The 23,960-nt window shown below is 45.1% G+C and carries 21 protein-coding genes and 1 pseudogene; 6 read left to right on the forward strand and 16 right to left on the reverse strand.

Annotated elements, in window-relative coordinates:
- Positions 1 to 6 precede the first annotated feature (6 nt).
- From ACTNBF_RS05360 to ACTNBF_RS05400, 9 genes are all read right to left on the reverse strand, one after another.
- Positions 7 to 708, reverse strand: a complete 702-nt coding sequence (locus ACTNBF_RS05360; protein ID WP_441049281.1) for an aspartate/glutamate racemase family protein — start codon at positions 706 to 708, stop codon at positions 7 to 9.
- Between the two features lie 51 nt (positions 709 to 759).
- Positions 760 to 1,971 (reverse strand): ATP-grasp domain-containing protein, encoded by a 1,212-nt coding sequence (locus ACTNBF_RS05365; RefSeq protein WP_427808244.1) that lies wholly within the window; start codon positions 1,969 to 1,971, stop codon positions 760 to 762.
- 105 nt (positions 1,972 to 2,076) lie between these two features.
- On the reverse strand, positions 2,077 to 3,306 hold the full coding sequence (locus ACTNBF_RS05370) for a DNA polymerase Y family protein (RefSeq protein ID WP_441088869.1): 1,230 nt from the start codon (positions 3,304 to 3,306) through the stop codon (positions 2,077 to 2,079).
- Between the two features lie 30 nt (positions 3,307 to 3,336).
- A complete protein-coding gene (gene malQ / locus ACTNBF_RS05375; protein ID WP_441088870.1) occupies positions 3,337 to 4,911 on the reverse strand; it encodes a 4-alpha-glucanotransferase in 1,575 nt (524 codons plus the stop codon).
- A gap of 146 nt (positions 4,912 to 5,057) precedes the next feature.
- Positions 5,058 to 6,026 (reverse strand): Gfo/Idh/MocA family protein, encoded by a 969-nt coding sequence (locus ACTNBF_RS05380; protein WP_441018486.1) that lies wholly within the window; start codon positions 6,024 to 6,026, stop codon positions 5,058 to 5,060.
- Positions 6,027 to 6,179: 153 nt separating this feature from the next.
- On the reverse strand, positions 6,180 to 8,783 hold the full coding sequence (gene clpB, locus ACTNBF_RS05385) for an ATP-dependent chaperone ClpB (RefSeq protein ID WP_441018484.1): 2,604 nt from the start codon (positions 8,781 to 8,783) through the stop codon (positions 6,180 to 6,182).
- Between the two features lie 117 nt (positions 8,784 to 8,900).
- Entirely contained in the window at positions 8,901 to 10,259 is a 1,359-nt protein-coding gene (locus ACTNBF_RS05390; RefSeq protein WP_441023973.1) for an MATE family efflux transporter, read from the reverse strand.
- The gene (locus tag ACTNBF_RS05395; protein WP_441049287.1) at positions 10,240 to 10,857 is read right to left on the reverse strand and encodes a LacI family DNA-binding transcriptional regulator; all 618 of its coding nucleotides are present in this window, start codon (positions 10,855 to 10,857) and stop codon (positions 10,240 to 10,242) included. The genes ACTNBF_RS05390 and ACTNBF_RS05395 overlap by 20 nt, the downstream gene beginning before the upstream one ends.
- On the reverse strand, positions 10,832 to 11,029 hold the full coding sequence (locus ACTNBF_RS05400; protein ID WP_427820313.1) for a LacI family DNA-binding transcriptional regulator: 198 nt from the start codon (positions 11,027 to 11,029) through the stop codon (positions 10,832 to 10,834). Before ACTNBF_RS05400 ends, ACTNBF_RS05395 begins: the two co-directional genes overlap by 26 nt.
- Positions 11,030 to 11,272: 243 nt before the next feature.
- On the opposite strand from ACTNBF_RS05400, the gene ACTNBF_RS05405 reads away from it, so the two are divergent.
- Positions 11,273 to 12,625 carry an MATE family efflux transporter gene (locus tag ACTNBF_RS05405; protein ID WP_441049289.1) on the forward strand — a complete coding sequence of 451 codons (1,353 nt, stop codon included), beginning with the start codon at positions 11,273 to 11,275 and terminating at the stop codon, positions 12,623 to 12,625.
- Between the two features lie 90 nt (positions 12,626 to 12,715).
- Entirely contained in the window at positions 12,716 to 14,038 is a 1,323-nt protein-coding gene (locus tag ACTNBF_RS05410) for a CapA family protein (RefSeq protein WP_441023982.1), read from the forward strand.
- Between the two features lie 35 nt (positions 14,039 to 14,073).
- On the opposite strand, the gene ACTNBF_RS05415 is transcribed toward ACTNBF_RS05410, so the two are convergent.
- Positions 14,074 to 15,021 carry a radical SAM protein gene (locus tag ACTNBF_RS05415; protein ID WP_441029687.1) on the reverse strand — a complete coding sequence of 316 codons (948 nt, stop codon included), beginning with the start codon at positions 15,019 to 15,021 and terminating at the stop codon, positions 14,074 to 14,076.
- 166 nt (positions 15,022 to 15,187) lie between these two features.
- On the opposite strand from ACTNBF_RS05415, the pseudogene ACTNBF_RS05420 reads away from it, so the two are divergent.
- Both ACTNBF_RS05420 and citX read left to right on the forward strand, forming a co-directional pair.
- Positions 15,188 to 15,706, forward strand: a pseudogene (locus tag ACTNBF_RS05420) ([citrate (pro-3S)-lyase] ligase); the annotation flags it as partial.
- 40 nt (positions 15,707 to 15,746) lie between these two features.
- The gene (citX, locus tag ACTNBF_RS05425) at positions 15,747 to 16,250 is read left to right on the forward strand and encodes a citrate lyase holo-[acyl-carrier protein] synthase (RefSeq protein WP_441023986.1); all 504 of its coding nucleotides are present in this window, start codon (positions 15,747 to 15,749) and stop codon (positions 16,248 to 16,250) included.
- A 55-nt stretch (positions 16,251 to 16,305) separates the two neighbouring features.
- Here the strand turns inward: citX and ACTNBF_RS05430 are convergent, their stop codons facing one another.
- Positions 16,306 to 17,688: a citrate/2-methylcitrate synthase gene (locus ACTNBF_RS05430; RefSeq protein ID WP_427820308.1), complete on the reverse strand. Its 1,383-nt coding sequence runs from the start codon at positions 17,686 to 17,688 to the stop codon at positions 16,306 to 16,308.
- A gap of 273 nt (positions 17,689 to 17,961) precedes the next feature.
- Between ACTNBF_RS05430 and ACTNBF_RS05435 the strand changes: the two genes are divergently transcribed.
- Entirely contained in the window at positions 17,962 to 18,339 is a 378-nt protein-coding gene (locus ACTNBF_RS05435; protein WP_427806813.1) for a hypothetical protein, read from the forward strand.
- 219 nt (positions 18,340 to 18,558) lie between these two features.
- Here the strand turns inward: ACTNBF_RS05435 and ACTNBF_RS05440 are convergent, their stop codons facing one another.
- The 5 genes from ACTNBF_RS05440 to ACTNBF_RS05460 are packed head-to-tail and all read right to left on the reverse strand — an operon-like array spanning position 18,559 to position 22,490.
- Positions 18,559 to 19,251 carry a response regulator gene (locus tag ACTNBF_RS05440; protein ID WP_427806812.1) on the reverse strand — a complete coding sequence of 231 codons (693 nt, stop codon included), beginning with the start codon at positions 19,249 to 19,251 and terminating at the stop codon, positions 18,559 to 18,561.
- Complete coding sequence (locus ACTNBF_RS05445) at positions 19,241 to 20,314, reverse strand: sensor histidine kinase (RefSeq protein WP_441088871.1); 1,074 nt, start codon at positions 20,312 to 20,314, stop codon at positions 19,241 to 19,243. The genes ACTNBF_RS05440 and ACTNBF_RS05445 overlap by 11 nt, the downstream gene beginning before the upstream one ends.
- Positions 20,315 to 20,319: 5 nt before the next feature.
- Complete coding sequence (locus ACTNBF_RS05450) at positions 20,320 to 20,976, reverse strand: potassium channel family protein (RefSeq protein ID WP_427806810.1); 657 nt, start codon at positions 20,974 to 20,976, stop codon at positions 20,320 to 20,322.
- A gap of 21 nt (positions 20,977 to 20,997) precedes the next feature.
- Positions 20,998 to 22,341, reverse strand: coding sequence for a TrkH family potassium uptake protein (locus tag ACTNBF_RS05455; RefSeq protein WP_427806808.1), 1,344 nt, complete (start codon positions 22,339 to 22,341; stop codon positions 20,998 to 21,000).
- Positions 22,338 to 22,490: a hypothetical protein gene (locus tag ACTNBF_RS05460; protein WP_427806807.1), complete on the reverse strand. Its 153-nt coding sequence runs from the start codon at positions 22,488 to 22,490 to the stop codon at positions 22,338 to 22,340. Before ACTNBF_RS05460 ends, ACTNBF_RS05455 begins: the two co-directional genes overlap by 4 nt.
- A 248-nt stretch (positions 22,491 to 22,738) precedes the next feature.
- On the opposite strand from ACTNBF_RS05460, the gene pepT reads away from it, so the two are divergent.
- Positions 22,739 to 23,956 carry a peptidase T gene (gene pepT / locus ACTNBF_RS05465; RefSeq protein ID WP_427806806.1) on the forward strand — a complete coding sequence of 406 codons (1,218 nt, stop codon included), beginning with the start codon at positions 22,739 to 22,741 and terminating at the stop codon, positions 23,954 to 23,956.
- Positions 23,957 to 23,960 lie beyond the last annotated feature (4 nt).

Here is a 23,960-nt window from a genome sequence, read left to right on the forward strand (position 1 = left end):
CTTCGCCTATCTGATCTGAGCTCCCGAGCGGAGGATGGACTCCGTTACCAGAACATCCATAGCATCGAGACAGTTGACAGGTACCTGATAGTATTCTTTAAAAACAGAGATCTCTGTACATGCCAGAATAACAGCATCACATCCCTGTTCCATCAGATCGTTATATGCACAGTCAAATTTCGCCCTGTCTCCGGTCTTACCGCCTTTAATATCATCGTAGATCAGTGACATAACCTCCCGCTGCGCATCGCTCCGCGGCGAAACAGCCGCAATGCTGCGACGTTCGCATGCGCGATAATAGGTGCCTGCCTGCAAGGTGCCGTCTGTTCCCATAATACCAATCTTCTTCACATCCGGATGCTGTTCCGTCACATAGCGTACGCTTTCTTCCACCATGTTGATGATCGGAACCTTCGTCGCCGCCTGGATCTCTTTCAGGAAATAGTGGGAAGTATTGCAGGGAATTGCAATGTTCGCAACCCCAAGCTTCTCCAGATCACGGGCATCTTTCGTAATCGCCTTCAGAAATTCCTCTTTGTGTCCGGTAAGAATTGCCTTCGTTCTGTCCGGCATCGTAGCATGACTTAAGATCACCATGTCAATATGCTCCTGGTCACTTGCCGCCTTGGTTCTTGCTATGACTCTCGCATAGAAAAAGCTTGTCGCTTCCGGCCCCATTCCGCCGATCACTCCTAATTTCTTCACCATACGCATCTCCCCTGTCCGTTTTATTAATTCTGTCCGCTTCTATTCGGATTATTAACTGTAATACTTTTTAAACTTCACAAAGTGACTCAGATGTGTCTTCGCCATCGCAAGGAAACGTCTTGGCTTCAAATCTCCTCTCATGAAAACCGGATTTACCATTTTCTTCTCTTTAATCAGCTTTCTGAGTTTTGCTTTGTTCGCCTCTTCTTTCACATATTTAAATGCGACTGCTTTCGGAACAACCATCCAGAGATGTTCATCTTTGGCCAGTTTAAGCTTTAATTCTTTGCCGTAAACATATTCTTCAACAATATATTTTGCCACATTGAATCCGGATCCCGTCACATAATAATTACTTCTTCCCTGCCGTGTATTAATCTCAAAGAACTTAAATTTGCCGTCTCTTTTGTCGTACTTGATATCAAAATTGGAGAATCCAACATAATGCAGGTCTTCCAGAAGATTCTTCACTTTCATCATCAGTTCTTCATTCGGCTCCGTAATGATCACCGCATGATTTCCCAGGCCGTGCGGAGTATGCTCCTCCAGAAGAACATGTCCCAGACACATCATCTTCACTTTTCCGTTCCGATCCGAATAGGAAGTCAATACATACATGTATTCATCATTTCCCGGAATCATATCCTGGATAATCAGCTTATCTGTATAGCCGGCACCATAGATCTGACCAATCACGCGCTCCAACTCTTCCCTGTCTTTGATCGTATAGACTTTATTCTGTGTTTCAAACTCATGCTCCCAATACTGGATACTATCCGATGGTTTCAGAATCACCGGAAACTGGAAATTCATCTCAAAATCCATTCCCATGGATGCATCGTAAATCAAAGTGCCCGGATAATCCACCCCGTGCTTTTCACAGAGCTTATAGAATGTCTCTTTCTGCTGCAGGCTGTTCATCAGTTCAAAATCAATGTACGGAGCAATGATATTGTCAGCAAGCTCGCTCTTATGCTTACTGATCAAAGCCACATAACTGTCCCCACATCCGATCAGGACAATCTTTTTATCCGCATGTTTTTTTGCAAAATGATTAACCGTCTTAAGGAAATAATCATCGGTATCGATCTTCGGGTTCGGATGATATTCGATGATCTTACTGTTATAGCTTGGTCCCGTTGGGAATTTTCCGAATATATATGTCTTTACCCGGTATTGTTCATAAAAAGCACGCGCAACACTGTATGTGTTGATATCGCCCCCCAAAAGTACCGGGATAAATTCTTTGTCTTGAAATTTCATGATTTGAAAAACTGCTCCTTCCTGATTGATACATATCACTTGATTATAACGCAGGCGAAGTACCAGTGTCAAGGAATGACCTTCTATTTGTCACATCCATCAACGTCACTTCGCCTCTTTTTTCGCCAGATCACTTGCCTTTACAACGGCATCCTTCCCGTAGCGTTTGCAAATGCTCTCCATTGCAGTATTCAATTTCTTATGCTTTTCAGACAGCTTCGCTCTTTTCGTCTGTTCTGCAACAAACTCTGCATCGAACATACTAATCTGTTCCGGCTGTCCGCTATCCATAAGCTTAGACGATCGGATACCGAGAAGCCGGATCGGTTCTCCACTCCAGAGTTCGTCAAACAGCCGGCAGGCCTCCTCGTATATCACCTGATCTTCATCAGATGGGCGCGCAAGCTGTTTTTGATGGGATACACTCTGGAACGTCGCGTATTTAATCTCCGTGCTCACCATGCTTGCTTTCTTGCCGGCTTTGCGCAGTCTTCTTCCCACACTCTGTACGAGTTCGTAAAGCACCTTCACTGCCGCTTCGCGGGTAACTGCATCCTGCGGTAACGTCGTAGAATTTCCGATTCCTTTTGCCGCGGTCTCCTCAGACTGTACGGAAGAGTCATCCATTCCGTTTGCAAATTCCCAGAGCATACGTCCATGACTCTTCAAATGCAATTCCAGAATTGAAGGATCCGTCTGTGCCAGATCTCCAATCGTGGAAATTTCCAGTTTTTGCAGCGTTTCCACACTTGCTCTGCCTGCCATAAAGAGATCCTGCACCGGAAGCGGCCACATCTTCACACGGATCTCTTCCGGAAATAAAGTATGGACCCGGTTTGGTTTTTCAAAATCCGATGCCATCTTTGCCAACAGTTTGTTGCTGGAAATTCCGATATTCACCGTAAATCCAAACATCTCATATATTTTGTCCTTAATTTCAAAAGCGGCCGCCACCGGAGAAGCATATTTTCCTGCAATTCCGGTGAAGTCCATATAGCATTCATCCACACTGACCTGTTCGATCTCCTTCGTGTATCCTCGCAGGAATTCCATCAGTTTTTCGCTATAATTATGGTATAGTTTATGATCCGGCGGCTCCATATGAAGATTCGGACATTTCCGCATGGCATTTGCTACCGGTTCCCCGGTGCGGATTCCGAACTTCTTCGCCGGAATGGATTTTGCCAGAACAACACCATGGCGGGACTTCTGATCCCCGCCAATAATCGCCGGTATCGTACGAAGATCAAGCGCCGCCCCATTTTTCAGTTGTTCCACAGCCGTCCAGCTTAAATATGCAGAATTCACATCAATATGAAAAATAATCGGACGCATGATTTTGCCTTCCTGTTAAACTTCTTATAGTTATACTTCTACTTTCTTTTCTTCTTCCATTTCTGTTTCCGCCGTATTTTCCGCTTCTGATTCTGTTTCTTCAACAACTTCTTTTCGCGGTCTTTCGGTACGGAAACTCCTGATTGTCAATTTTTTGATTTCTTTTAACAATTCATCTGTGACTTGTCCTTCTTTTAGACGCCACTTCCAGTTACATCCGAGCGTAGAAGGCTTGTTGATCCTTGCCTCATTTCCAAGTCCCAGATAATCCTGCAGCGGGATCACGCAAAGATTTGCACTGCTCATCATCGCGAGCTTAATGATCTCCCAGTTGATTTCTTCCTCACCGACTTCCTTATCGATATATTCAAAAAGGAATTCTTTCTGTTCTTCCGTGAGTGTCCCAAACCATGAAAGAAGGGTATCATTGTCATGCGTTCCCGTGTATACCACGCAGTTTCTGTCATAAGAATGCGGAAGATATCCCGTATCCTCGTCCGGTTCAAATGCAAATTCCAATACCTTCATATTCGGATAACCACTGTCTGCTACCAGTTTTTCTACGGATGGGGTCATAAGCCCAAGATCCTCCGCGATCACTTCCCGCTTCCCAAGTTTCCGCTCTAAAGTCCGGAACAGATCCATCCCCGGTCCTTTCTCCCAATGGCCGCCCATTGCCGTCTCATCGCCAAACGGAATGGAATAATACTCGTCGAAACCTCTGAAATGATCGATTCTCACTACATCATACAACCTGTAGCAGTGCTCCATTCTTCGTGTCCACCATTCATAATCTGTATTCTTATGATAATCCCAGCGATAAAGCGGATTTCCCCACAACTGACCCGTAGCGGAAAATGCATCCGGCGGACAGCCTGCCACAGCAACCGGCAGATTGTCACTGTTAAACTGGAAGAGTTGCGGATTCGCCCATGCATCCGCACTGTCAAACGCAACATAGATCGGAATATCACCAATGATCTTAATCCCCTTATTATTTGCATATTCTTTCAGTTTTGTCCACTGCTGCAGGAATTTAAACTGCAGATATTTATAAAATTCAATTTCGAAATAACAATTTTCCCGATAATAATCAAGCGCAAATCCCCAACGGAGACGGATATCTTCAGCCCATTCATTCCACGCAGCTCCGTCAAAGCGTTCCTTTACTGCCATAAAGAGCGCATAGTCATCCAGCCAGAAAGCATTTTCCTGTATAAACTTCTGAAATTCCGGCACTTCATAAATTTTGCTACGCTCATACGCCTTATAAAGAAGTTTAAATCTTTCTTTGTAAATCTTCCCATAATCTAGACTTTGTGGATCATCTCCAAAATCACAGGCGTCACATTCTTCTTTGGTCAGCACCCCTTCCTCGATCAACGCCTCAAGATCGATAAAATACGGATTCCCCGCAAAGGTTGAGAAGGACTGGTATGGTGAATCCCCGTAACTGGTCGGTCCCAGTGGGAGTATCTGCCAGTAAGACTGTCCCGCCTCTGCAAGTTTATCTACAAATTCATACGCCTCTTTCGAAAATGCCCCGATTCCATATTTGGACGGAAGGCTTGTAATGGGAAGTAATATTCCCCCTGCTCTTTTCATCTTTTGTTTCCTCCTGATTCCCGTCTGTATTGTTTCATTTACAGACTTTTCTCCTTTTAAAATCATACCATACATTCCATGTCATGGCTTTACAAAAAACTATACTTGTTTTCTCACTTTTTAGAGGTCTTTCTTCATTTTCCGTACTATTCACACGGATAAGTCATTCCCCACTGTTCTCGGATCGAATCCATCATCTTCATAACACGAAGCGTTTCACTGTGCGGCATCTCCGGACACTCTGTTTTCCCCTCTTCGATTGCCTTCATGCAGGAGATAACTTCATATTCATAGCCGTTGATCTGCTGCGGCCGTTCATATCTGGCAATCATCTTCCGCGCCAGATCAAACACCCTGATTTCTTCACAGTTGTTAATATTCTGCACTTCGATGTATCCCTTATCCCCGTTTATGACACCCTGGCGGTCCGTCTGCGCCAGCATGTCGCTGTGGAGAACTGCCATTTTTCCGTCCGCAAACGTCAGCGTAATGCTGTTCATCCAATCAATTCCGGCCGGAGACAGCACTGCTGTCGAAGTAATATTCTGCACGTCTTCATGAAATGCCATAAGAGCAAAATTGATCGGATACACACCCAGATCCAGAAGAGCACCTCCCGCAAGTTCCGGTTTCTGCATACGTTCCACATGCGGAAGTACGTAACCCAGATTCGCGGTCAACGAGGTCACCTTACCGATCACACCACTGTCTACAATCTCATCAATCATCTTTCTGCTCGGCATATATCTGGTCCAGATCGCCTCTGCCAGAAGAAGTCCCTTGTCCTTAGCCATCCGAATCAATTCCTCTGCCTGCTTAGCATTTACGGTAAATGCTTTTTCCACAAGAACATGTTTTCCGTGCTCAAGACACATCTTCGTGTGCTGATAATGATGAGAATGTGGAGATGCCACATACACCAGTTCCACTTCCGGATCTTCCAGCATCTCCTCATAAGAGCCGTATGCCTTCTCAAAATCCCATTTATCAGCAAATTTTTTTGCACGTTCAATTTCACGGCATGCAACTGCATATTTCTCTACCGCATCAATTCCGCTCACCGCTTCTGCCATGCTGTTAGCAATATTTCCCGCTGCCAAAATTGCGAATTTCATTTCCCTTTGTCCCCTTTCTTTGCACCACTAAACTCAGATAAAATTATTGTATCATAGACAAAAAGAAGACGCAAACTCCAAAAAGTCATTCTCATGATTCTTTTCGGGGTCTGCGTCCTATAGAAATCCTTTATGAAATTATTCTGTATTCATTTACTTTACTTCGCGAACTCTCTGCTTCACTCTTGCCTCAAGTTTTCCATCCACCTCATCGATCAGAATGGTGTCTCCGCTTCCCACATTGCCACCAAGGATCAGCCGTGCCGCCAGCGTCTCCACATTCTTCTGCAGATACCGTTTCAACGGTCTTGCACCGTACATCGGATCATAACCACCCTCGACCACATGCTGTTTTGCAGCCTCTGTCAGTTCTACATCCAGCTCCTTATCTTCCAGACGTTTATTCACATCCGCAACCAGAAGATCAATGATAGAGTAAATGTTGTCCTTCGTCAGTGGTCGAAACATGATCGTCTCATCCAGACGGTTCAGGAATTCCGGCCTGAAGTGTGCTTTCAGATCATTCATGACCATCTGCTCTGCTTCCGGCTTGATGCTGCCGTCCTCATCAATACCGTCCAACAGATATGTGGATCCGATATTGGAAGTCATGATCAGGATCGTGTTCTTAAAGTCCACAGTCCTGCCCTGTGAATCGGTGATTCGTCCGTCATCCAGAACCTGAAGAAGCACATTGAACACATCCGGATGTGCCTTTTCCACCTCATCAAACAGAACGACCGAATACGGTTTTCTCCGCACGGCCTCAGTCAGCTGTCCGCCTTCGTCATATCCGACATATCCCGGAGGCGCTCCGATCAAGCGGGATACAGAATATTTCTCCATATACTCACTCATATCGATACGCACCATGTTGTTCTCGTCATCAAACAGGCTCTCTGCAAGTGCTTTGGCAAGCTCCGTCTTACCTACACCGGTAGGGCCAAGGAACAGGAACGAACCGATCGGCTTCGTCGGGTCTTTGATTCCTGCCTTGGAACGGATAATCGCTTCTGTAACCTTCTGCACACCTTCATCCTGACCGATCACACGCTTATGCAGTTCCTTGTCAAGATTAAGCGTCTTACTTCTCTCACTTTCATTCAACTTCGCCACCGGAATTCCGGTCCAACGAGAAATGATCTTCGCGATCTCTTCTTCGGTCACGCTCTCATGAACCAGAGACATATCTTCGTCTTTTACCTTCTCTTCTTCCGCTTCCAGCTGCTTCTGAAGCTGTGGCAGGCGTCCATACTGAAGCTCAGCCGCCTTGTTCAGATCATACTGTTGCTGAGCCGTCTGGATTTCCCGGTTGACCTGTTCAATCTGTTCACGAAGTTTCTGCACGGATTCAATGGAACGCTTCTCATTGTCCCACTGGGCTTTTCGCTTTGCAAACTCTTCCCTGTGTTCTGCCAGATCCTGCTGCAGATGCTGCAGTCTCTCCTGACTTAACCGGTCATCCTCTTTCTTAAGAGCAGCTTCCTCGATCTCCAGCTGCATGATCTTTCGATTCAGCTCATCCAGCTCTGTCGGCATAGAATCCAGTTCTGTCTTAATCAGCGCACATGCTTCATCCACAAGGTCGATGGCTTTATCCGGCAGGAAACGATCGGAAATATACCGGTTCGACAAGGTTGCGGCTGCCACAAGTGCTCCGTCTGTAATCTTGACTCCATGAAATACTTCATAGCGTTCTTTCAGTCCACGCAAAATCGAAATCGCATCTTCCACCGTAGGTTCATCCACAGTAACCGGCTGGAAACGACGTTCCAACGCTGCATCTTTCTCAATATACTGACGATACTCATCCAGTGTGGTTGCACCGATACAGTGGAGTTCACCTCTCGCCAGCATCGGCTTCAGCATATTGCCGGCATCCATAGCACCTTCACTCTTGCCGGCCCCAACGATCGTGTGAAGCTCATCAATGAAAAGAATAATGTTTCCATCGCTATTTTTTACTTCCTCAAGAACCGCTTTCAAACGTTCCTCAAATTCACCACGATACTTCGCACCGGCAACAAGCGCTCCCATATCCAGAGCGAAAATCTTCTTGTCCTTCAGTCCTTCCGGCACATCACCACGAACGATTCGCTGTGCAAGGCCTTCCACGGCCGCCGTTTTACCGACACCGGGTTCACCAATCAGAACCGGATTATTCTTCGTCTTGCGTGAAAGAATCCGGATCACATTCCGGATCTCTGCGTCACGCCCGATAACCGGATCCAGCTTCTGCTCTCTCGCACGTTCTACCAGATCCTGTCCATATTTATTCAGTGTATCATACGTTGCTTCCGGATTATCGCTGGTCACTCGCTGATTTCCTCTTACCGTAGAAAGTGCCTGAAGGAATCCCTCTCTCGTCACTCCCAGTTCTCTGAAAAGCGCCTTCATATCCCGGCTGGCATACTTCATAAGAGCAAGGAACAAATGCTCAACGGAAACATATTCGTCTCCCATCTGCTTCGCTTCATCCTCACCGTGAACCAACACATTATTCAGATTCTGCCCGATATACATCTGACCGCCCTGAACTTTCGGACGCTTCCTCAGGGCTTCCTCCACACGGTTGATGATCGTTTCTTTCGAAATCCCCATCTTTTCAAATAATTTCAAAATCAAACTGTCATCGATCGTAAGAAGAGCATATAATAAATGTTCCTGCTCAACCTCCTGATTGCCGTAGTCCATCGCTACTTTCTCGCAGCCCTGAACTGCCGCCATGGAGCTTTGTGTAAATTTGTTAATATTCATAACACACGCCTCCTTTATAAAAACTGATACAAATAGTGTACTCAGAACAACCCTTTTCTTTGTTCTAGTTGCAATATAACACTAATTATTAGCACTGTCAAGGGTTGAGTGCTAATTTTATAAAGAATTTAAACTCCTCATCCATTTCTTCTTTCTAAAAACCACTAGCGACATTCCAAACCTCACGCACTCCTCAAGCGACAAAATGAAATACACATACGGTATCTCCAACTTCCACACAAACGCGCTAAGAAGCCCCAGCGGCACTCCGAAAATCCAGGTTCCGATAAAATCAATCCACATCACATAGTTCGTCTTTCCGCCGCTTCGGATGATACCTCCGCCCAGTAACATATTCTGGACCTTCACCGGCGCAATCAGAGCATAGACGATCAGAAGCTGAACCGCCGTTTTATGAACTTCTGCCTCGACATGATAAATCTGCACATAAAATCTGCTCACTATACAGATAGCTGCCGAAAACGCCAATGATCCACACAGTCCATAAATCATCAGCCTCTTCGCTTCCCAATATGCCCGGTCATATTCTCCCGCGCCAAGCGCCTTTCCAATCAGGATAGCGGCCGCCTGGGACAATCCGCTCAGCGCTCCCATCATCAGTGTCTGGATCGGGATCGTCAGAGTCATGGCAGCACAAGCAGCTGTCCCGATATTACCGTAAATCGCAGCATATACATTTTCCCCAAGACTCCACAAAAATTCGCAGATGATGATCGGGCACAAAATCTTAAGGAACATTTCTGCATATTCTCTTGTCATTCTTCCTTCCGTTTTCAGACGAATCTCATTCTTCCTGCAAAAATGAATTCCAAATCCGATTGTAATCAGGCAAGCCGTCCACTGCGAAATCACGGTTGCTGCCGCAGCTCCTCTTACCCCGAGCTGCGGCAGCCCGATTTTCCCGAAAATAAGCAGATAATTCAAAGCTGTATTCAGAACTGCTGAGGCCATACTCGCATACAGCGGAAACATAGCCGCTTCCATACAGCGCAGCAGCGTTGAGAGGATCGATACGATTGCCATCGGGACAAAGGCCAGCGCCAGAATCCGGAGATATTCTGCTGCTATCCCTCTCGTCACTTCATCCTTCGTGTACAGCCACATAATCTGTCCCGGAAAACACATGCTCACAAAAACCGCAAGCATGGCAAGTCCCAGCGCAAGCTTCAGATTCAGTCGAAAGCTCCGCCCCACCTCGCCCGCATCCTTTTGCCCGATATACTGGGAAATCATGATTCCTGCCACGGCAGCAACCGCCCCCAGAAGCACCGTATACAGCGAAGAAAACTTTCCGCCAAGCCCTACGCCCGCTATACTTGCACTTCCCAGTCTGCCGATCATCATCTGATCCACCACACTGAAGGATGCCTGTAAAAGCGACTGCAGTGTGACCGGAACGGCAATTTTTAATACCGTTTTGTAAAATGGTTCTCTGCTATTTAGAGTCTTCACCATATTTTCCTCCACTCTTCTTTTTCAGCTCCATCATTTTCACGCTTCCCCGTTCCACAAGATACACCGGAAGCCGCACCGTCTGCTCATCCCAAATTCCCTGCTTCAATTTACTGAGGAGCCTCACCGCCTGCTTTGCCCTCTCTTTTGTGTCCTGCCGTACACTTGTAAGTTCCGGGCTCACCCTCTCACAGAGCGGGCTGTCGTCAAAACCTGCCACAGAAATATCATCGGGCACACAGATCCCCTGTTCCTGAAGGCTGTGCATCAGTTCCGCCGCGTAGAAATCCGACACAGCAAAGACAGCCGTGTATTCCAGGATCTCTCCCAACCTTTCCCGATACATCCTCTTTCTTGCTTCCTTCTCAAAAGGGATCTGCAGAAATCCCACTTTCTGCTCTCCCAATGCCGCTTTGCAGCCTTCGATCCGTTCTTTATCCATGTAGATATAGTTGTCGGCAATACACAAAACCTTCTCGTGTCCCATCCGCTTCAGATATTCTCCCATCTGCCATCCGCCGTCATAATCATCGATGATCAGATTACAGATGCGCTCCGTCTCCCCAAAATATCCGTCATATACAACAAACGGAATGTGCATGGATTCCCGCCATGTTGGGAATGTATTTTTTCTCTTCCAGCAGTGCCTGCACCCGTTTCACCGTCTCATCCGAGATTTTTTTGGTCTTCCCGTGAATCACATTGGATACCGTCGTCGTACTGAGCCCCAGTTCCTCTGCTATGTCTGCGATCCGCACTCTCCCTTGTTCCATCACTCTTACCTCTCATTCCATCCGGTTCTCTCCTCAAAACCCTTTTTCGTTTTCATATGATAAAGTATAATAAAAGCCTTGGATTTTCGGAAGAGGTTAAACGCATAATCTATCCCAAAAATCCAAGACTCGATTTGTAAAATATATACAAACCATACAGTTTTCTTTCTTTTTTCTGCCATCCATGTTAGAATAAGAAAGTATGCTTTACGGCATTAATTTCATGTTTGGGGTATGATGATTATGAGTAAAACAAAAACGCTGGACCTGACTTGCGGTCCTATTTTTAAAACACTGTCCGAACTGGCTCTGCCAATTATGGCTTCTTCCTTTCTCGGAACTGCCTACAGCATCACCGATATGGCCTGGATCGGTATGCTCGGATCCAAAGCTGTGGCTGGAATCGGGGTCGGCAGCATGTTTGTCTGGCTGTCTCAGGGGGTTGTTGCACTTGCCAGAATGGGTGGACAGGTTAATGTGGCGCAATGCTGCGGCAGAAATGATACGGAAGAGGCAACTCACTATGCCTCCTGTGCACTCCAGCTTACGATCGTGTTCGCTTTCATTTATTCTGCCTTTTGCCTGATCTTCATGAAACCGTTGCTTTCATTTTTCAATCTGTCCGACGCAGAATCTTATTCTGCCGCCGTAATCTACATGAAAGTAACCTGTGGGCTCATTCTGTTTTCTTTTCTGAGTCTTACACTGACCGGACTCTTTACGGCCCAGGGAGATTCCCGGACTCCCTTCCTTGCCAATCTGATCGGGCTGGTCGGCAATATGATCCTGGATCCGCTGCTGATCTTAGGTATCGGTCCCTTCCCACGGTTGGAGGCCATGGGTGCCGCCATCGCGACCGTAACAGCACAATTCCTTGTTATGTCGGTGATGATGATCCATATTTTTCTTCCGAAAAGCGGAAAAAATATTTTAAAGCATGTAAAGCTATTCTCCCTCAGTCCACGCAAATACTATCGTTCCATCTGCAGAATCGGGATCCCGACGGCACTTCAGAGCAGTCTGTACTGTATGATCTCCATGGTACTGACCCGCATGATCTCCGGATTTGGAGCCGCCGCAGTCGCGACACAGCGTGTTGGAGGGCAGATCGAATCTCTCTCCTGGAATACCGCAGATGGTTTCGGGGCAGCATTAAATGCATTTGTGGGGCAGAATTATGGTGCAAAAAAATCAGACCGAATCCGCAAAGGCTATTCTATTTCCCTGCGTATTCTGGTAATATGGGGCGCACTGATCAGTGCTGCATTTATTTTCCTTCCGACTCCGATCTCCCGCCTGTTCTTCCATGAAGCAGAAGCCATCCAGATTTCCGCCGAATATCTGGTCATTCTTGGTTTCAGTGAAATCTTTATGTGTGTAGAACTCATGACGGTCGGTGCACTCTCCGGTCTCGGGAAAACAACACTTTGCAGTGTAATCAGCATCACCCTTACCGGAGCCCGAATTCCCCTCGCCATGTTCCTTACCAGTATCGGAATGGGATTATCCGGAATCTGGTGGGCCCTGACGATTTCATCCATCGCCAAAGGAATTCTCTTCTACCTGACGTTCAAATATACGGAGCGGAAACTATAATATGCTTTTGCTTGCGAAATATTCCCCGGTATTCTATACTGAAAATATAGTCACATTTTGTCGAATATCATCGATGAGGGGGAATACGATATGGCAAGGGGAGCACGAAAACGTAAATCGAAAAAACGAAATAAAATTATTTATATTCTTTTACTGATACTTCTTTTACTGCTGATTCTGGATGGTTTTGCTGTCAAAAGCTGGATATCTGAAACTAGACAGACGAAGGAAACACCACCGGTTTCTGCCTCGGCAAAAGATTCCGAAACAGCGATTCAGGCTGCAGACACTTCGGATGCAGTCACAGAAGCTGCCCTTTCCACGAAAGAAGTATCTTTGATGGCAGTCGGCGATAATCTGATCCATACTGCAGTTTGGCAGTCCGGCCTGCAGTCTGACGGCAGTCATGACTATACGCTTCTCTACAGTAACCTCGCACCCTATCTGGAGACATGTGACCTGAAAGTCATCAATCAGGAAACCATCTTCGGTGGTGATGAAAAAGGGCTCCGGGATTACCCGGTCTTCAACTCTCCCGAGGCGATTGGCGACACTCTGGAGGAAGTCGGATTCAATGTTGTCCTGCATGCTTCCAACCACGGCTTTGACATGGGTCTGGACGGATTACTGAACTGTGTTTCATTCTGGAAGACCAGCCATCCCGCCATGACGGTCCTGGGCATTTATGAAACCCGGGAAGAACAGTCCCAGATTCCAGTGCTCGAGATAAACGGAATTAAATTTGCACTGCTGAATTATACATACAGCCACAACGCAGAAACCTTCAGCACAAAGGCTGAAGGCCATCTGAATATGCTATGTAATTATGATGCCAATTCGCGTTACATCGATTTTAACACGATTCATCCGCAGGTTCTTGACGATATCCGCCGCGCAGAATCGATGGCTGATTTTACCATCGTATTTCCGCACTGGGGCATCGAATACACAATGGAAGCAACTGCTCAGGAGATTACCTTTGCGAGTCAGATGGCTGAAGCCGGTGCCGACCTGATCATCGGAACACATCCTCACGTCATTCAACCTGTAGAATGGGTCACCGCCGATAACGGGAACCGCGCACTTTGCTATTATTCTCTGGGCAATTATACCTCTGCCCAGGACGGTGTTGCCCAAATGCTTGGCGGCATGGCCAATCTTACCATCGTACAGGACGAATCCGGCACCTATATCCGCGAGGACAGTATCAAGGCAATTCCGTTAGTGACACATTTTATTTATCCCGGATGGACCGGGTCCAGTGTCGTAGAAAGCACCTATCTTCTGGACCATTATACAGAAGAACAGGCCGCAAAACACGGACTTCGCAATGCCTGGGGTATCATTCTGACAAAAGACGAATTACTGTCTCTGGCACAAAATACATTTGGAGAATATCTCAGCATGGAATAACCCATGCCGAGATATTTGTTTTTCGATCGATTTATTTAAACCGTCATCCTCTTCGCATCTTCCATTTCCCAAAGGGATCTGTGATTCTCACATTTTTCCAGATCCGGACACTCACCTCTTACATACGCATAAACCGGCTCCCGATGCTCATATTCCGCAATCACCTGATCCAGTTTTGCCAGCATTCTCTCTTTGTCTTTCGGAAGTGTTCCTTTTACTCTGACTTCAATAAAATCGTGAAATCCGTCGTACAGGATCTCGTTCCCTTTCAGATGTTCCAGCAGGCAGCGTTCTTCACGCAGGTTTTCCACCTCATCGGCAGGCACGAACGTGCCGTCTTCAATATGTCGGTACAACGGCACTTCCTTATGAAGAAACATCGAAAAATTCACCACATGTCTTGGATGCGTGCGGTTCAGGAAGTCCGCAAGTGCTTCTGCATTTTCCGTTCCTCTTCCCTTACCGGCAACTCCCGTCATGATATGCGCATCAAACAGCATCCCAGCCTTCTGGATTCTTTCGATCGCAGCTATCGCCTGTTCCTGATCATGATCCTTCTCCATAAACTTCAGAACATCATCCAGGCCGCTTTCAATTCCCAGATAAAGATGACGTACCCCGTTCTTATATAACAGTTCCAGTTCTTCTTCCGATTTTCTCAGGATGCTGGTGACGGTTGCATCCATATTAATGCAATAACATTCTGGGAAATATACGTGGATCTTGTCCAGAATCTCCATCAAATGTTCCGTTTTCAATCCGAACGCATTTCCGTCTCCCAGAAAAATCTTTTTCGGATTTCCACCCAGTTCAGCGACTCTTTTAAGTTCTTCCTCAATCTGCTCCATCGGCAGTTCCCTGTACTTCAGATGCCGGAATAAATTGCAGAACTTGCACCGGTTATAAGAACACCCTACCATAACCGGAAGCATAAATGACGCTCTCTCCATAGGAGCACGGCATATCTGACCTTCATAATTCATATTCATTCACCTCACATACTGACGCTTTCATTCGTTCTTACACAGACCTTTTGCTTTTCTGCTTTCAGTATAAATTCATTTTCCTCTCAGGTCAATTGCATACCTGATTTTCTTCGCAAATCCCGTCATTCCATATCGGTATATTCAAAAATTGAAGGTGAAAACCATGTCTGATTATTATATTGCAACGATACCGAAAGATGATATCCGGGTCAACCGGCAGATCGATCAGCTTCTCACTGCAGAGGGCATACGGCGCGACGCCCATCTGGACTACACCTGCGCCATGTTTGATGAATACCTAAATGTCATTGCAACCGGAAGCTGCTTCGGCAATACCCTGCGCTGCATGGCAGTGAGCAGTGTCCATCAGGGAGAAGGTCTCATGAACCAGATTGTGTCCCACCTCATGGAAGTACAGTTTGAACGTGCAAATACACATCTGTTTCTCTATACCAAATGCAGCTCTGCCTAATTTTTCGGCGATCTTGGTTTTTATGAGATTGCGCGCATTGATGAACAGATCGTTTTCATGGAAAACCGCAAAACCGGATTCTCCCGCTATCTTCAGAAACTTTCTTCTGAGAAAAAAGATGGAACTCGCGTTGCGGCACTGGTTATGAACGCCAATCCTTTTACATCCGGTCATCAGTATCTTGTCGAAAAAGCCGCCTCGGAAAACGATGTTCATCCACTATTAAAAGAAAGGAAGGTAGGATAAAACCATGCAAGGATACGAAGTAACTTTACCTGAAATGCTTGCCTGCCGTGAACACCGGGCACTTCTTCAGCAGGAACTGATTGCCAGATATCATTGCCCTGTTATTTCTTTTTGTATGAATATTCCCGGTCCCAACAAAACAACTCCACAGATACGTTCTGCTTTTGAACATGGATTAAAAATTCTTGAAGAGCAGCTTACTTTACAGAAAATTCCGGTTTTAGAAGCCATTCCGATTCACGAAGTCACCGGAGATGAATGGATCGCCGCAGTCAAATTTCCTGCCAGCTCCATCAAGACACTTACTACACAGATTGAAGAAACGGATTGCTTCGGCCGCCTTTTTGACATCGATGTAATTGACATCACCGGCGAAAAGCTCTCCAGACCCATCTATCGCAAATGTCTGATCTGCGGCAGACAGGCGCAGGAATGTGCCAGTTCCAGACGCCATTCTGTCAAAGAAATGCAGGATAAAATTGAAGAAATTCTTGAAAAAGGGATGTAGCTTAAAGCCACATCCCTTTTTTAATATTTCCTATATGATAAATCTATAAATCATTCTAACCCCGATCTTCCATCGCCACAAAATCTTCATGATGCCCCACATATTTATAGGCAGGACGAATGATCTTATTGGCATTGATCAGCTCTTCCAGACGATGCGCACTCCATCCAGGCATACGCGCAATCGCGAAAATCGGCGTAAAAAGCTCTTCCGGTATACCAAGCATAGAATATACAAACCCACTGTAGAAATCCACATTTGCACATACATTCTTGAACAGTTTGCGATGTTCCATAATCAGCTTTCCTGCAAGCCGTTCTACCATTTCATAAAGTTCGAACTCTTCTGTACGTCCCTTTTCTTCTGCCAGTTCCTTCGCAAATTTCTTCAAAATCACTTCTCTTGGATCAGACAGCGTATACACTGCATGTCCCATACCATAAATCAGGCCTGTACGGTCAAAGGCCTGTTTGTTCAGAATTTTCTGAAGATAATCAGATACTTCCTCTTCGTTCTTCCAGTCCTTCACATTGGCCTTGATATCTTCAAACATCTTCTGCACTTTCAGATTCGCGCCACCGTGACGCGGCCCTTTCAAAGATCCAATGGACGCTGCCACAGAGGAATATGTATCGGTTCCTGACGAAGAAACAACGTGCGTCGTAAATGTTGAGTTATTACCACCACCATGCTCTGCATGCAGAATCAGCGCAATATCCAGGACTTTTGCCTCGAGCTCTGTATAGTCACCATCCGGTCTGAGCATCAGAAGCATATTTTCTGCAAGTGACAGTCCTTTCCTCGGATTTTTAATAAAAAGCGAATCATCCTTCCTGAAATGACGATAAGCGTGATACGAATATACCGCAATCAGTGGAAGTTTTGCAATCAAACTCAACGACTGACGCAGCACATTATCCGGTGAAATATTTTCCGGATCTGAATCATAGGTATAAAGCGTCAAAATGCATCTTTGCATAGAGTTCATAATATTCGCATTGGATGCCTTCATGACTACATCGCGAACAAATCTACCGCTTAGATTTTCAAGTTCGAACATTACTTTTAGAAACATATCCAGTTCTTCTTTAGTAGGAAGCTTACCAAACAAAAGCAGATAAATCGTTTCTTCAAATCCAAACCGTCTTCCTTCCAGCCCCTTCACAAGATCATTAACATTGATCCCTTGATAATAAAGCGTCCCTTCCGCCGGAATTCTCCTTCCGTTTATCAGATTAAAGCCGCTTACATCAGACACTTCGGTCAACCCTGTCAGTACACCCTTACCGGCAGAGTCACGCAATCCTCTTTTTACATCATATTCTATATACAGGTTCGGGTCGATATGATGCATCTTCATCAATTCTTCTGTAAGGACTTCCATATCTTTTTTCAGTATACTTGGTTCTTCCATATCCATCATTTCATTCTCTGCCATATACGTACCTCCTGTTTAAACAAAATTTCTTATTATTCTACACGAAACTTCATAAGAATACAATCACTTTTTGCAATTTCCATGCTATTTTTATGCATAATTTTAATTTTTTATCAGAAAACGCAGCTAAAATCATTGTCTTTCTGCAATCGCAACGGATTTTTCCGGCATATTATCTTGTTTTCACCCACGAACTTTCTGTGAATTTTTTTAATATCTCTTGTGTCTTTTCCAGAAACATATTAGAATAAAAACACTGGAGGAGGTGTTAATATGAATGAAGAAACCAAAAAGATCCAGAATGATAATGCAGAAATATTTGACAACGATTTTGAAGTAACCTGTGACGGTGATTTTCCTGATCTACCTTCGGACCTTGGAAATGATGCCTATAAAGATGTACTATCAAAGTTATCCGAACTGGATGATGAAGAGAGTATCGATTACCTGGAAGTAAATAAAACAAGAACCCTCCCATTTTCGAAAACGGTTCAGGATTACATGAAATCAGACAGCAAGACTTCCGATCCAGATCAGACATCGAAAAACAGTTCTGCCGGAAAACGTTTTCTCAGCAACGAGTGGTTGTATGCCACTGTTTTTGTCGTTGTCCTTATCATTTTAGCTGCTCTTGCTTACATGATCCGCTGATGCAAAAGACAGAAAGTGCCATCTCTTTATCGGAGATTTCACTTTCATTTTAGATTATTTATTAGAAACGTCTATCAGAATTGAATAAGATTTATCTCCTTTGATTGGATTTCGTGATGCATCTTTTTATATTACAACTATAGCACAAAATGCTCCGTATTGGAGCATTTTGACATATTTCGATACTATACTACAAAAAAAGAGTTTTTTCGATACACGCTATCCCTTAAACCGATATCCAACTCCGACTTCTGTCAGAATAAACTGCGGATTTGTCGGCTCTTTCTCAATCTTTCTTCTCAGAGCCGCCATAAACACCCTGAGATTTCCTGACTCAACTCCTTGACTGCTTCCCCATATCTCACTCAGAATATACCGGTGTGTCAGAACCTTTCCCCGGTTTTCGATCAGAAGATTCAGGATCTTATATTCCAATGGCGTCAAATGCACTTCATCACCGTCAATCATGACCAGATGCTTTTCCCTATCCACCGTCAGGTAATCACATACAAAAACAGGATCAGTTTCTTCCTGCTGCTGAACAGAACTTTTTCGAAGGCCAACCCGAATTCTCGCCATCAGCTCTCCCATATAAAATGGCTTTGTCACATAATCATCTGCCCCCATATCCAGTGCCTCAATCTTCTGCTGTTCTTCCTGACGGGCACTGACCACAATAATTGGAATCTGTGAGATCTCCCGGACTGCTTTCAGTACATCCATGCCGTCTCCATCCGGAAGTCCCAGATCAAGAATAACCATATCCGGACGATTTGCATAAAAAAGACTGATTGCCTCCTCAACCGTCTTGGCGATATAAAAGCCATAATTTTCTTTCTTTAGACTCATTGAAATAAAATTAATGATGTATTTATCATCCTCAACGAGTAAAATATGTCGTTTATCTTCCATCCGTATTCACCTGCTCTGCATTCAGCCAGAACACAAAACGTGCTCCGCCTTTCTTTCGGTTTTCTGCGTAAATTTCCCCTCCGTGTGCTTCAATAACAGCACGACAAATAGCAAGCCCGAGACCGATGCCGCGTTTACCATCTTCTCTGCCTGCTCCCTGTGTAATAAATTCGTCGAAAATATTTGGTAGTATTTCTTCCGAAATTCCCTCTCCTTCATCCTCGACAGCAAAAAACATTTTTTCTTTTTCATAGGAAACCGTGATCCAAATCCGGTCTCCCTCAACTGTATGCTTCATGGCGTTGTCAAGAAGATTAATGATCACCTGTACCATCATCCTTCCATCCATAGAGGCCACGACCAGTTCATCTGGCAGTTTTACTTCAAACTGCCTCTTATCACGCAGGCCGATGACATGCGTTGCCGCCTCATAAATGATGTCATCCACTACTTCCGGCTGTTTTGTGATAAAGGACTGACCGCTCTCAATCTTAGTCATACTCAGGATATTCTCCATCGTCTTCATAAGCCAGACTGCCTGCTCCTGTATCTCTCCCGCCAGTTCCTTTCTCATACCGGCATCCATTTCTTCCGCCTCAACCAAAAGTCCGGCATCCCCCAGAATGCCGGTAAGTGGTGTTCTGAAATCGTGTGAAATACTTCGAAGCATACTGCTCTTCAGCCGTTCTCGCTCCATCTGCGCTTTTGTGTCTTCTGTGATCTTCATCTGTTTTCTGAAGCGCACCGTTAGACTCGATGATATAAATGCCGCCACCAGAAAGAAGACCATCAACACAACATCATTCTGATTCATAATCGCAAATGTATGTACAGGAATCGTAAAGAAATAATTGAACATCAATACACTAAGAACTGCAGCCAGTGCACCATAAAAATACCCGGTCGTACAGACTGTGACCAGAAGCACACCCACAATGTAGATCATGAGTACATTTTCTTTTCCGATTCCCGCTTCTGCAAGCACGATAGAAAATCCTGTAGCAAGCAGCAGGATTCCGATAGATCGCCCTGCATACTTTATTACTTCTTTTTTTCTATTCATGCTTACTATTTTCCCATACTGGCAAGTAACCTGTCAATATCTTTTGTAAGTCCGACCACCATTAAATGGTCATCTGCTTTCATAATGTAATCTGTTCTCGGCAATACAACCAGTTCACTTCCCGCACGAATACCGAAAATATTAACATGATATTTAGCCCGAATATTCGCTTCACCTATGGTATGTCCGATCCACTCTTTTTTAGGCTGAATCTCAAATATTGAATAATCCTTACTGAGTTCAAAATAATCAAACACATGATTTGCACTGTATTTTACTGCCAGACGTTCTGCAATATCGCGGTCCGGATAAAACACCTCGTCCGCTCCGTTTCGTAGCAGGAATTTAGCATGAATATCCCGGTTTGCTTTACTGACCACATGTTTCGCCCCCAGCTCTTTCACCAGGCTGGTAATCTCCAGACTACTCTGAAAATTAGAACCGATACATACAAAGCAAATATCAAAATTCCCGACTCCCAGACTTCTTAAAACCTCTTCATTTGTACAATCTCCCACTTTTACCGATGTCGCTATGGAAAGAAGATCCTCTGTCTTTGCCTCATCCCGATCAATAATCATTACTTCATTACCAAGTTTTACCATATCCGCACACAGATGATGGCCAAATCTTCCCAATCCGATAATCAAAACCGATTTCATATTCCCTTCTCCTTTTCCCCATTATCCAATCGTAATCTGTTCCACCGGAAGTTTCACCGGTGCATCATGTTTATGTCCTCTCAGTGACAGTGCAAATGTCAGACTGCCGATTCTTCCGCAGAACATCAGAAAAATAAGTACCAGTCTGGAACTCTGGCACACCCCTCTGGTAATACCGGTCGACATTCCTACGGTTCCAATTGCCGAAAGCACTTCAAACAGTGCCTCTGAAAAAGCAAATACCGGCTGTCTCGCCATAATATACGTCACTGCTATGATTGAAAGAAACAAATTAGTACAAAGAACGACACTGGCTTTGCGGATCGCCCCATCATCCAATCGTCTGTTAAAAACATTACATCCTGATTCCTGACGGAGATTTGCCCGAACAAACACCAACAGTACCACAAGGGTCGATGTCTTGATTCCGCCTGCTGTGGATCCCGGACTTCCTCCGATAAACATCAGCACCATCGTCACAAACCTGCTTCCTTCGGTCAACGCCCCCGTATCTGTTGTATTAAATCCGGCAGTACGCGCTGTGATCGAATTAAAAAAAGAACACCAGATCTGTTCTCCCAAGGGAATCCCGCTCAATACATTATGACGCTCCATTATGAAAAACAATACTGCGCCTGTCAAAATCAAAGCGACTGTTGTAGAAATTACAATTTTTGTATGTAAACGAAATCGTTTCCACTCAAACTTATGGACTGACAAATCATCCCATACAAAGAATCCGATTCCTCCGACTACGATCAGTGTCATAACCGTTAGGTTGACAAGCCAGTCGCCTGAGTATCTGGTCAGAGAATTATATGCTCCCGTGCACCCCATCAGATCAAATCCGGCATTACAAAACGCCGAAACCGAATGAAAGATTCCATACCAGATTCCACGCCAGACCCCAAATTCCGGCACAAAACGAATCATAAGGATGAGTGCTCCGGCTATTTCAAAAAATGCAGTTCCTTTGATTATTTTCTTGGCAAGCTTAACGATTCCTCCAATCTGCAGGCTGTTGATACTTTCCTGCAAGATTCCCCTTGTTCTCAACCCGATCTTTCTCCGAAGCAGAATCGCCATATAAACACCCAATGTCATAAATCCCATACCACCAATCTGGATCAGGATAAGGATGATCACTTGTCCGAAAAGCGACCAGTGCTGCCAGGTATCAACCACCACAAGCCCTGTCACACATGCAGCAGAGGTCGATGTAAACAGTGAGTCCGCAAATGATGTCCATACTGCATCCCGCGAAGAAACCGGGAGCATCAACAAAATGCTCCCAGCCAGAATAATCAACATATATCCAAACACAATCATCTGTGTCTGCGTCAACTTTTTATAAAAAAACTTCATTGTATTTCTTCCCCTTGCGTATTCTCTTTCTCTTTCAGCGTATTCAGCGTATCAAGAAATGAATCCAGCTTTTTCATCAGACGCATTCCAAAAAAGAAAAGAAATCCTGCCAGCAGAAGAACCACAGCAACAGCAATTACCGGAAACATACTCTCACCGCCCCAACTTCACTCACTTATAACCAGTATTTCCCGAATAACAGGTTACATACATGATACACTGCCATGTGTTAAGATTGTGAAAAGATTCTTCGGAATGCGTTAATTTTATGTTGGTAATCATTCTATATTGCATTAAGACAATCTGTATTTTCATCCACAGCAACAGCCTTGACTAGCCTTTTTATTAATCGTATAATAAAATTCAAGAACCAGTAAAACAGAAGGGACGGAATACTATGAGAGCTTATGAAAGATTTTTAACCTACGCTGCGATCCGCACACCCAGTGATGAAAACAGCACAACTTCTCCTTCCAGCAAATGTCAGTTTGAGCTGGCAGATCTGTTGAAAGATGAAATGCTTGCAATCGGCATTGCGGATGCCCACGTAACTGAATACTGCTATGTTTACGGCACGATTCCCGCGACACCGGGTCTGGAGAGCAAACCTAAGATCGGCTTTATTGCACATATGGATACTGTTTCCGATTACTGTGATCACGATATCAAACCGATTGTACATGAAAACTATGACGGAGGTGATCTGGCGCTCGGGACCAGCGGACGTACGCTGTCTGTTAAAGATTTTCCTCATTTACCTTCGCTGAAAGGTCGCACCCTGATCACAACAGACGGCACAACCGTACTTGGCGCGGATGACAAAGCGGGCATTGCAGAGATTATGACCATGGCTGAGCGCCTGATCAAAGAAAATATTCCTCACGGAACCATCTGTATCGCATTTACCCCCGATGAGGAAGTCGGTGCCGGAACTGCACATTTTGATGTAGAAAAATTCGGAGCCGATTTTGCCTACACACTGGACGGAGATTCCGAAGGCGAGATTCAATATGAAAATTTCAATGCATGCAAAGCCGATTTTGAAATCACCGGTTTTGGCGTCCATCCCGGATCCAGCAAGGACACCATGATCAATGCATGCCTTGTTGCCATGGAGATCAACCAGATGCTTCCAGGATGCGAAACCCCGCGCGGAACAGAAGATTACGAGGGCTTCTTCCATCTTACAAACATGTCCGGTGATGTTACGAGCGCAGAACTTCATTACATTATTCGCGATCACGATAAGGACTACTTTGAGATGCGCAAAAATACCCTTCGTCTGATCGAGAAGGATCTGAACGCCAAATGGGGCGAGGGAACCGTCAAACTGACCATTACCGAACAGTATAAAAATATGTCCGAAATCATTGCAGGCTGCATGCACTTAATTGAAAATGCAAAACAAGCATGTGTAAATGCGAATGTTGCCCCGCAGATTCTCCCGATCCGGGGCGGCACAGACGGCTGCCAGCTCAGCTTCAAAGGCCTGCCGTGCCCGAACCTTGGAACCGGCGGTCATGCATATCACGGACCATATGAGCACATTACCGTAGAAGGTATGGATCAAGCGACCGACATTGTATTAGAACTTGTTAAGATTTATGCAAAATAGGAAC

Source organism: Bariatricus sp. HCP28S3_A4 (assembly GCF_052066395.1).
Classification (GTDB): Bacteria; Bacillota; Clostridia; order Lachnospirales; family Lachnospiraceae; genus Allocoprococcus.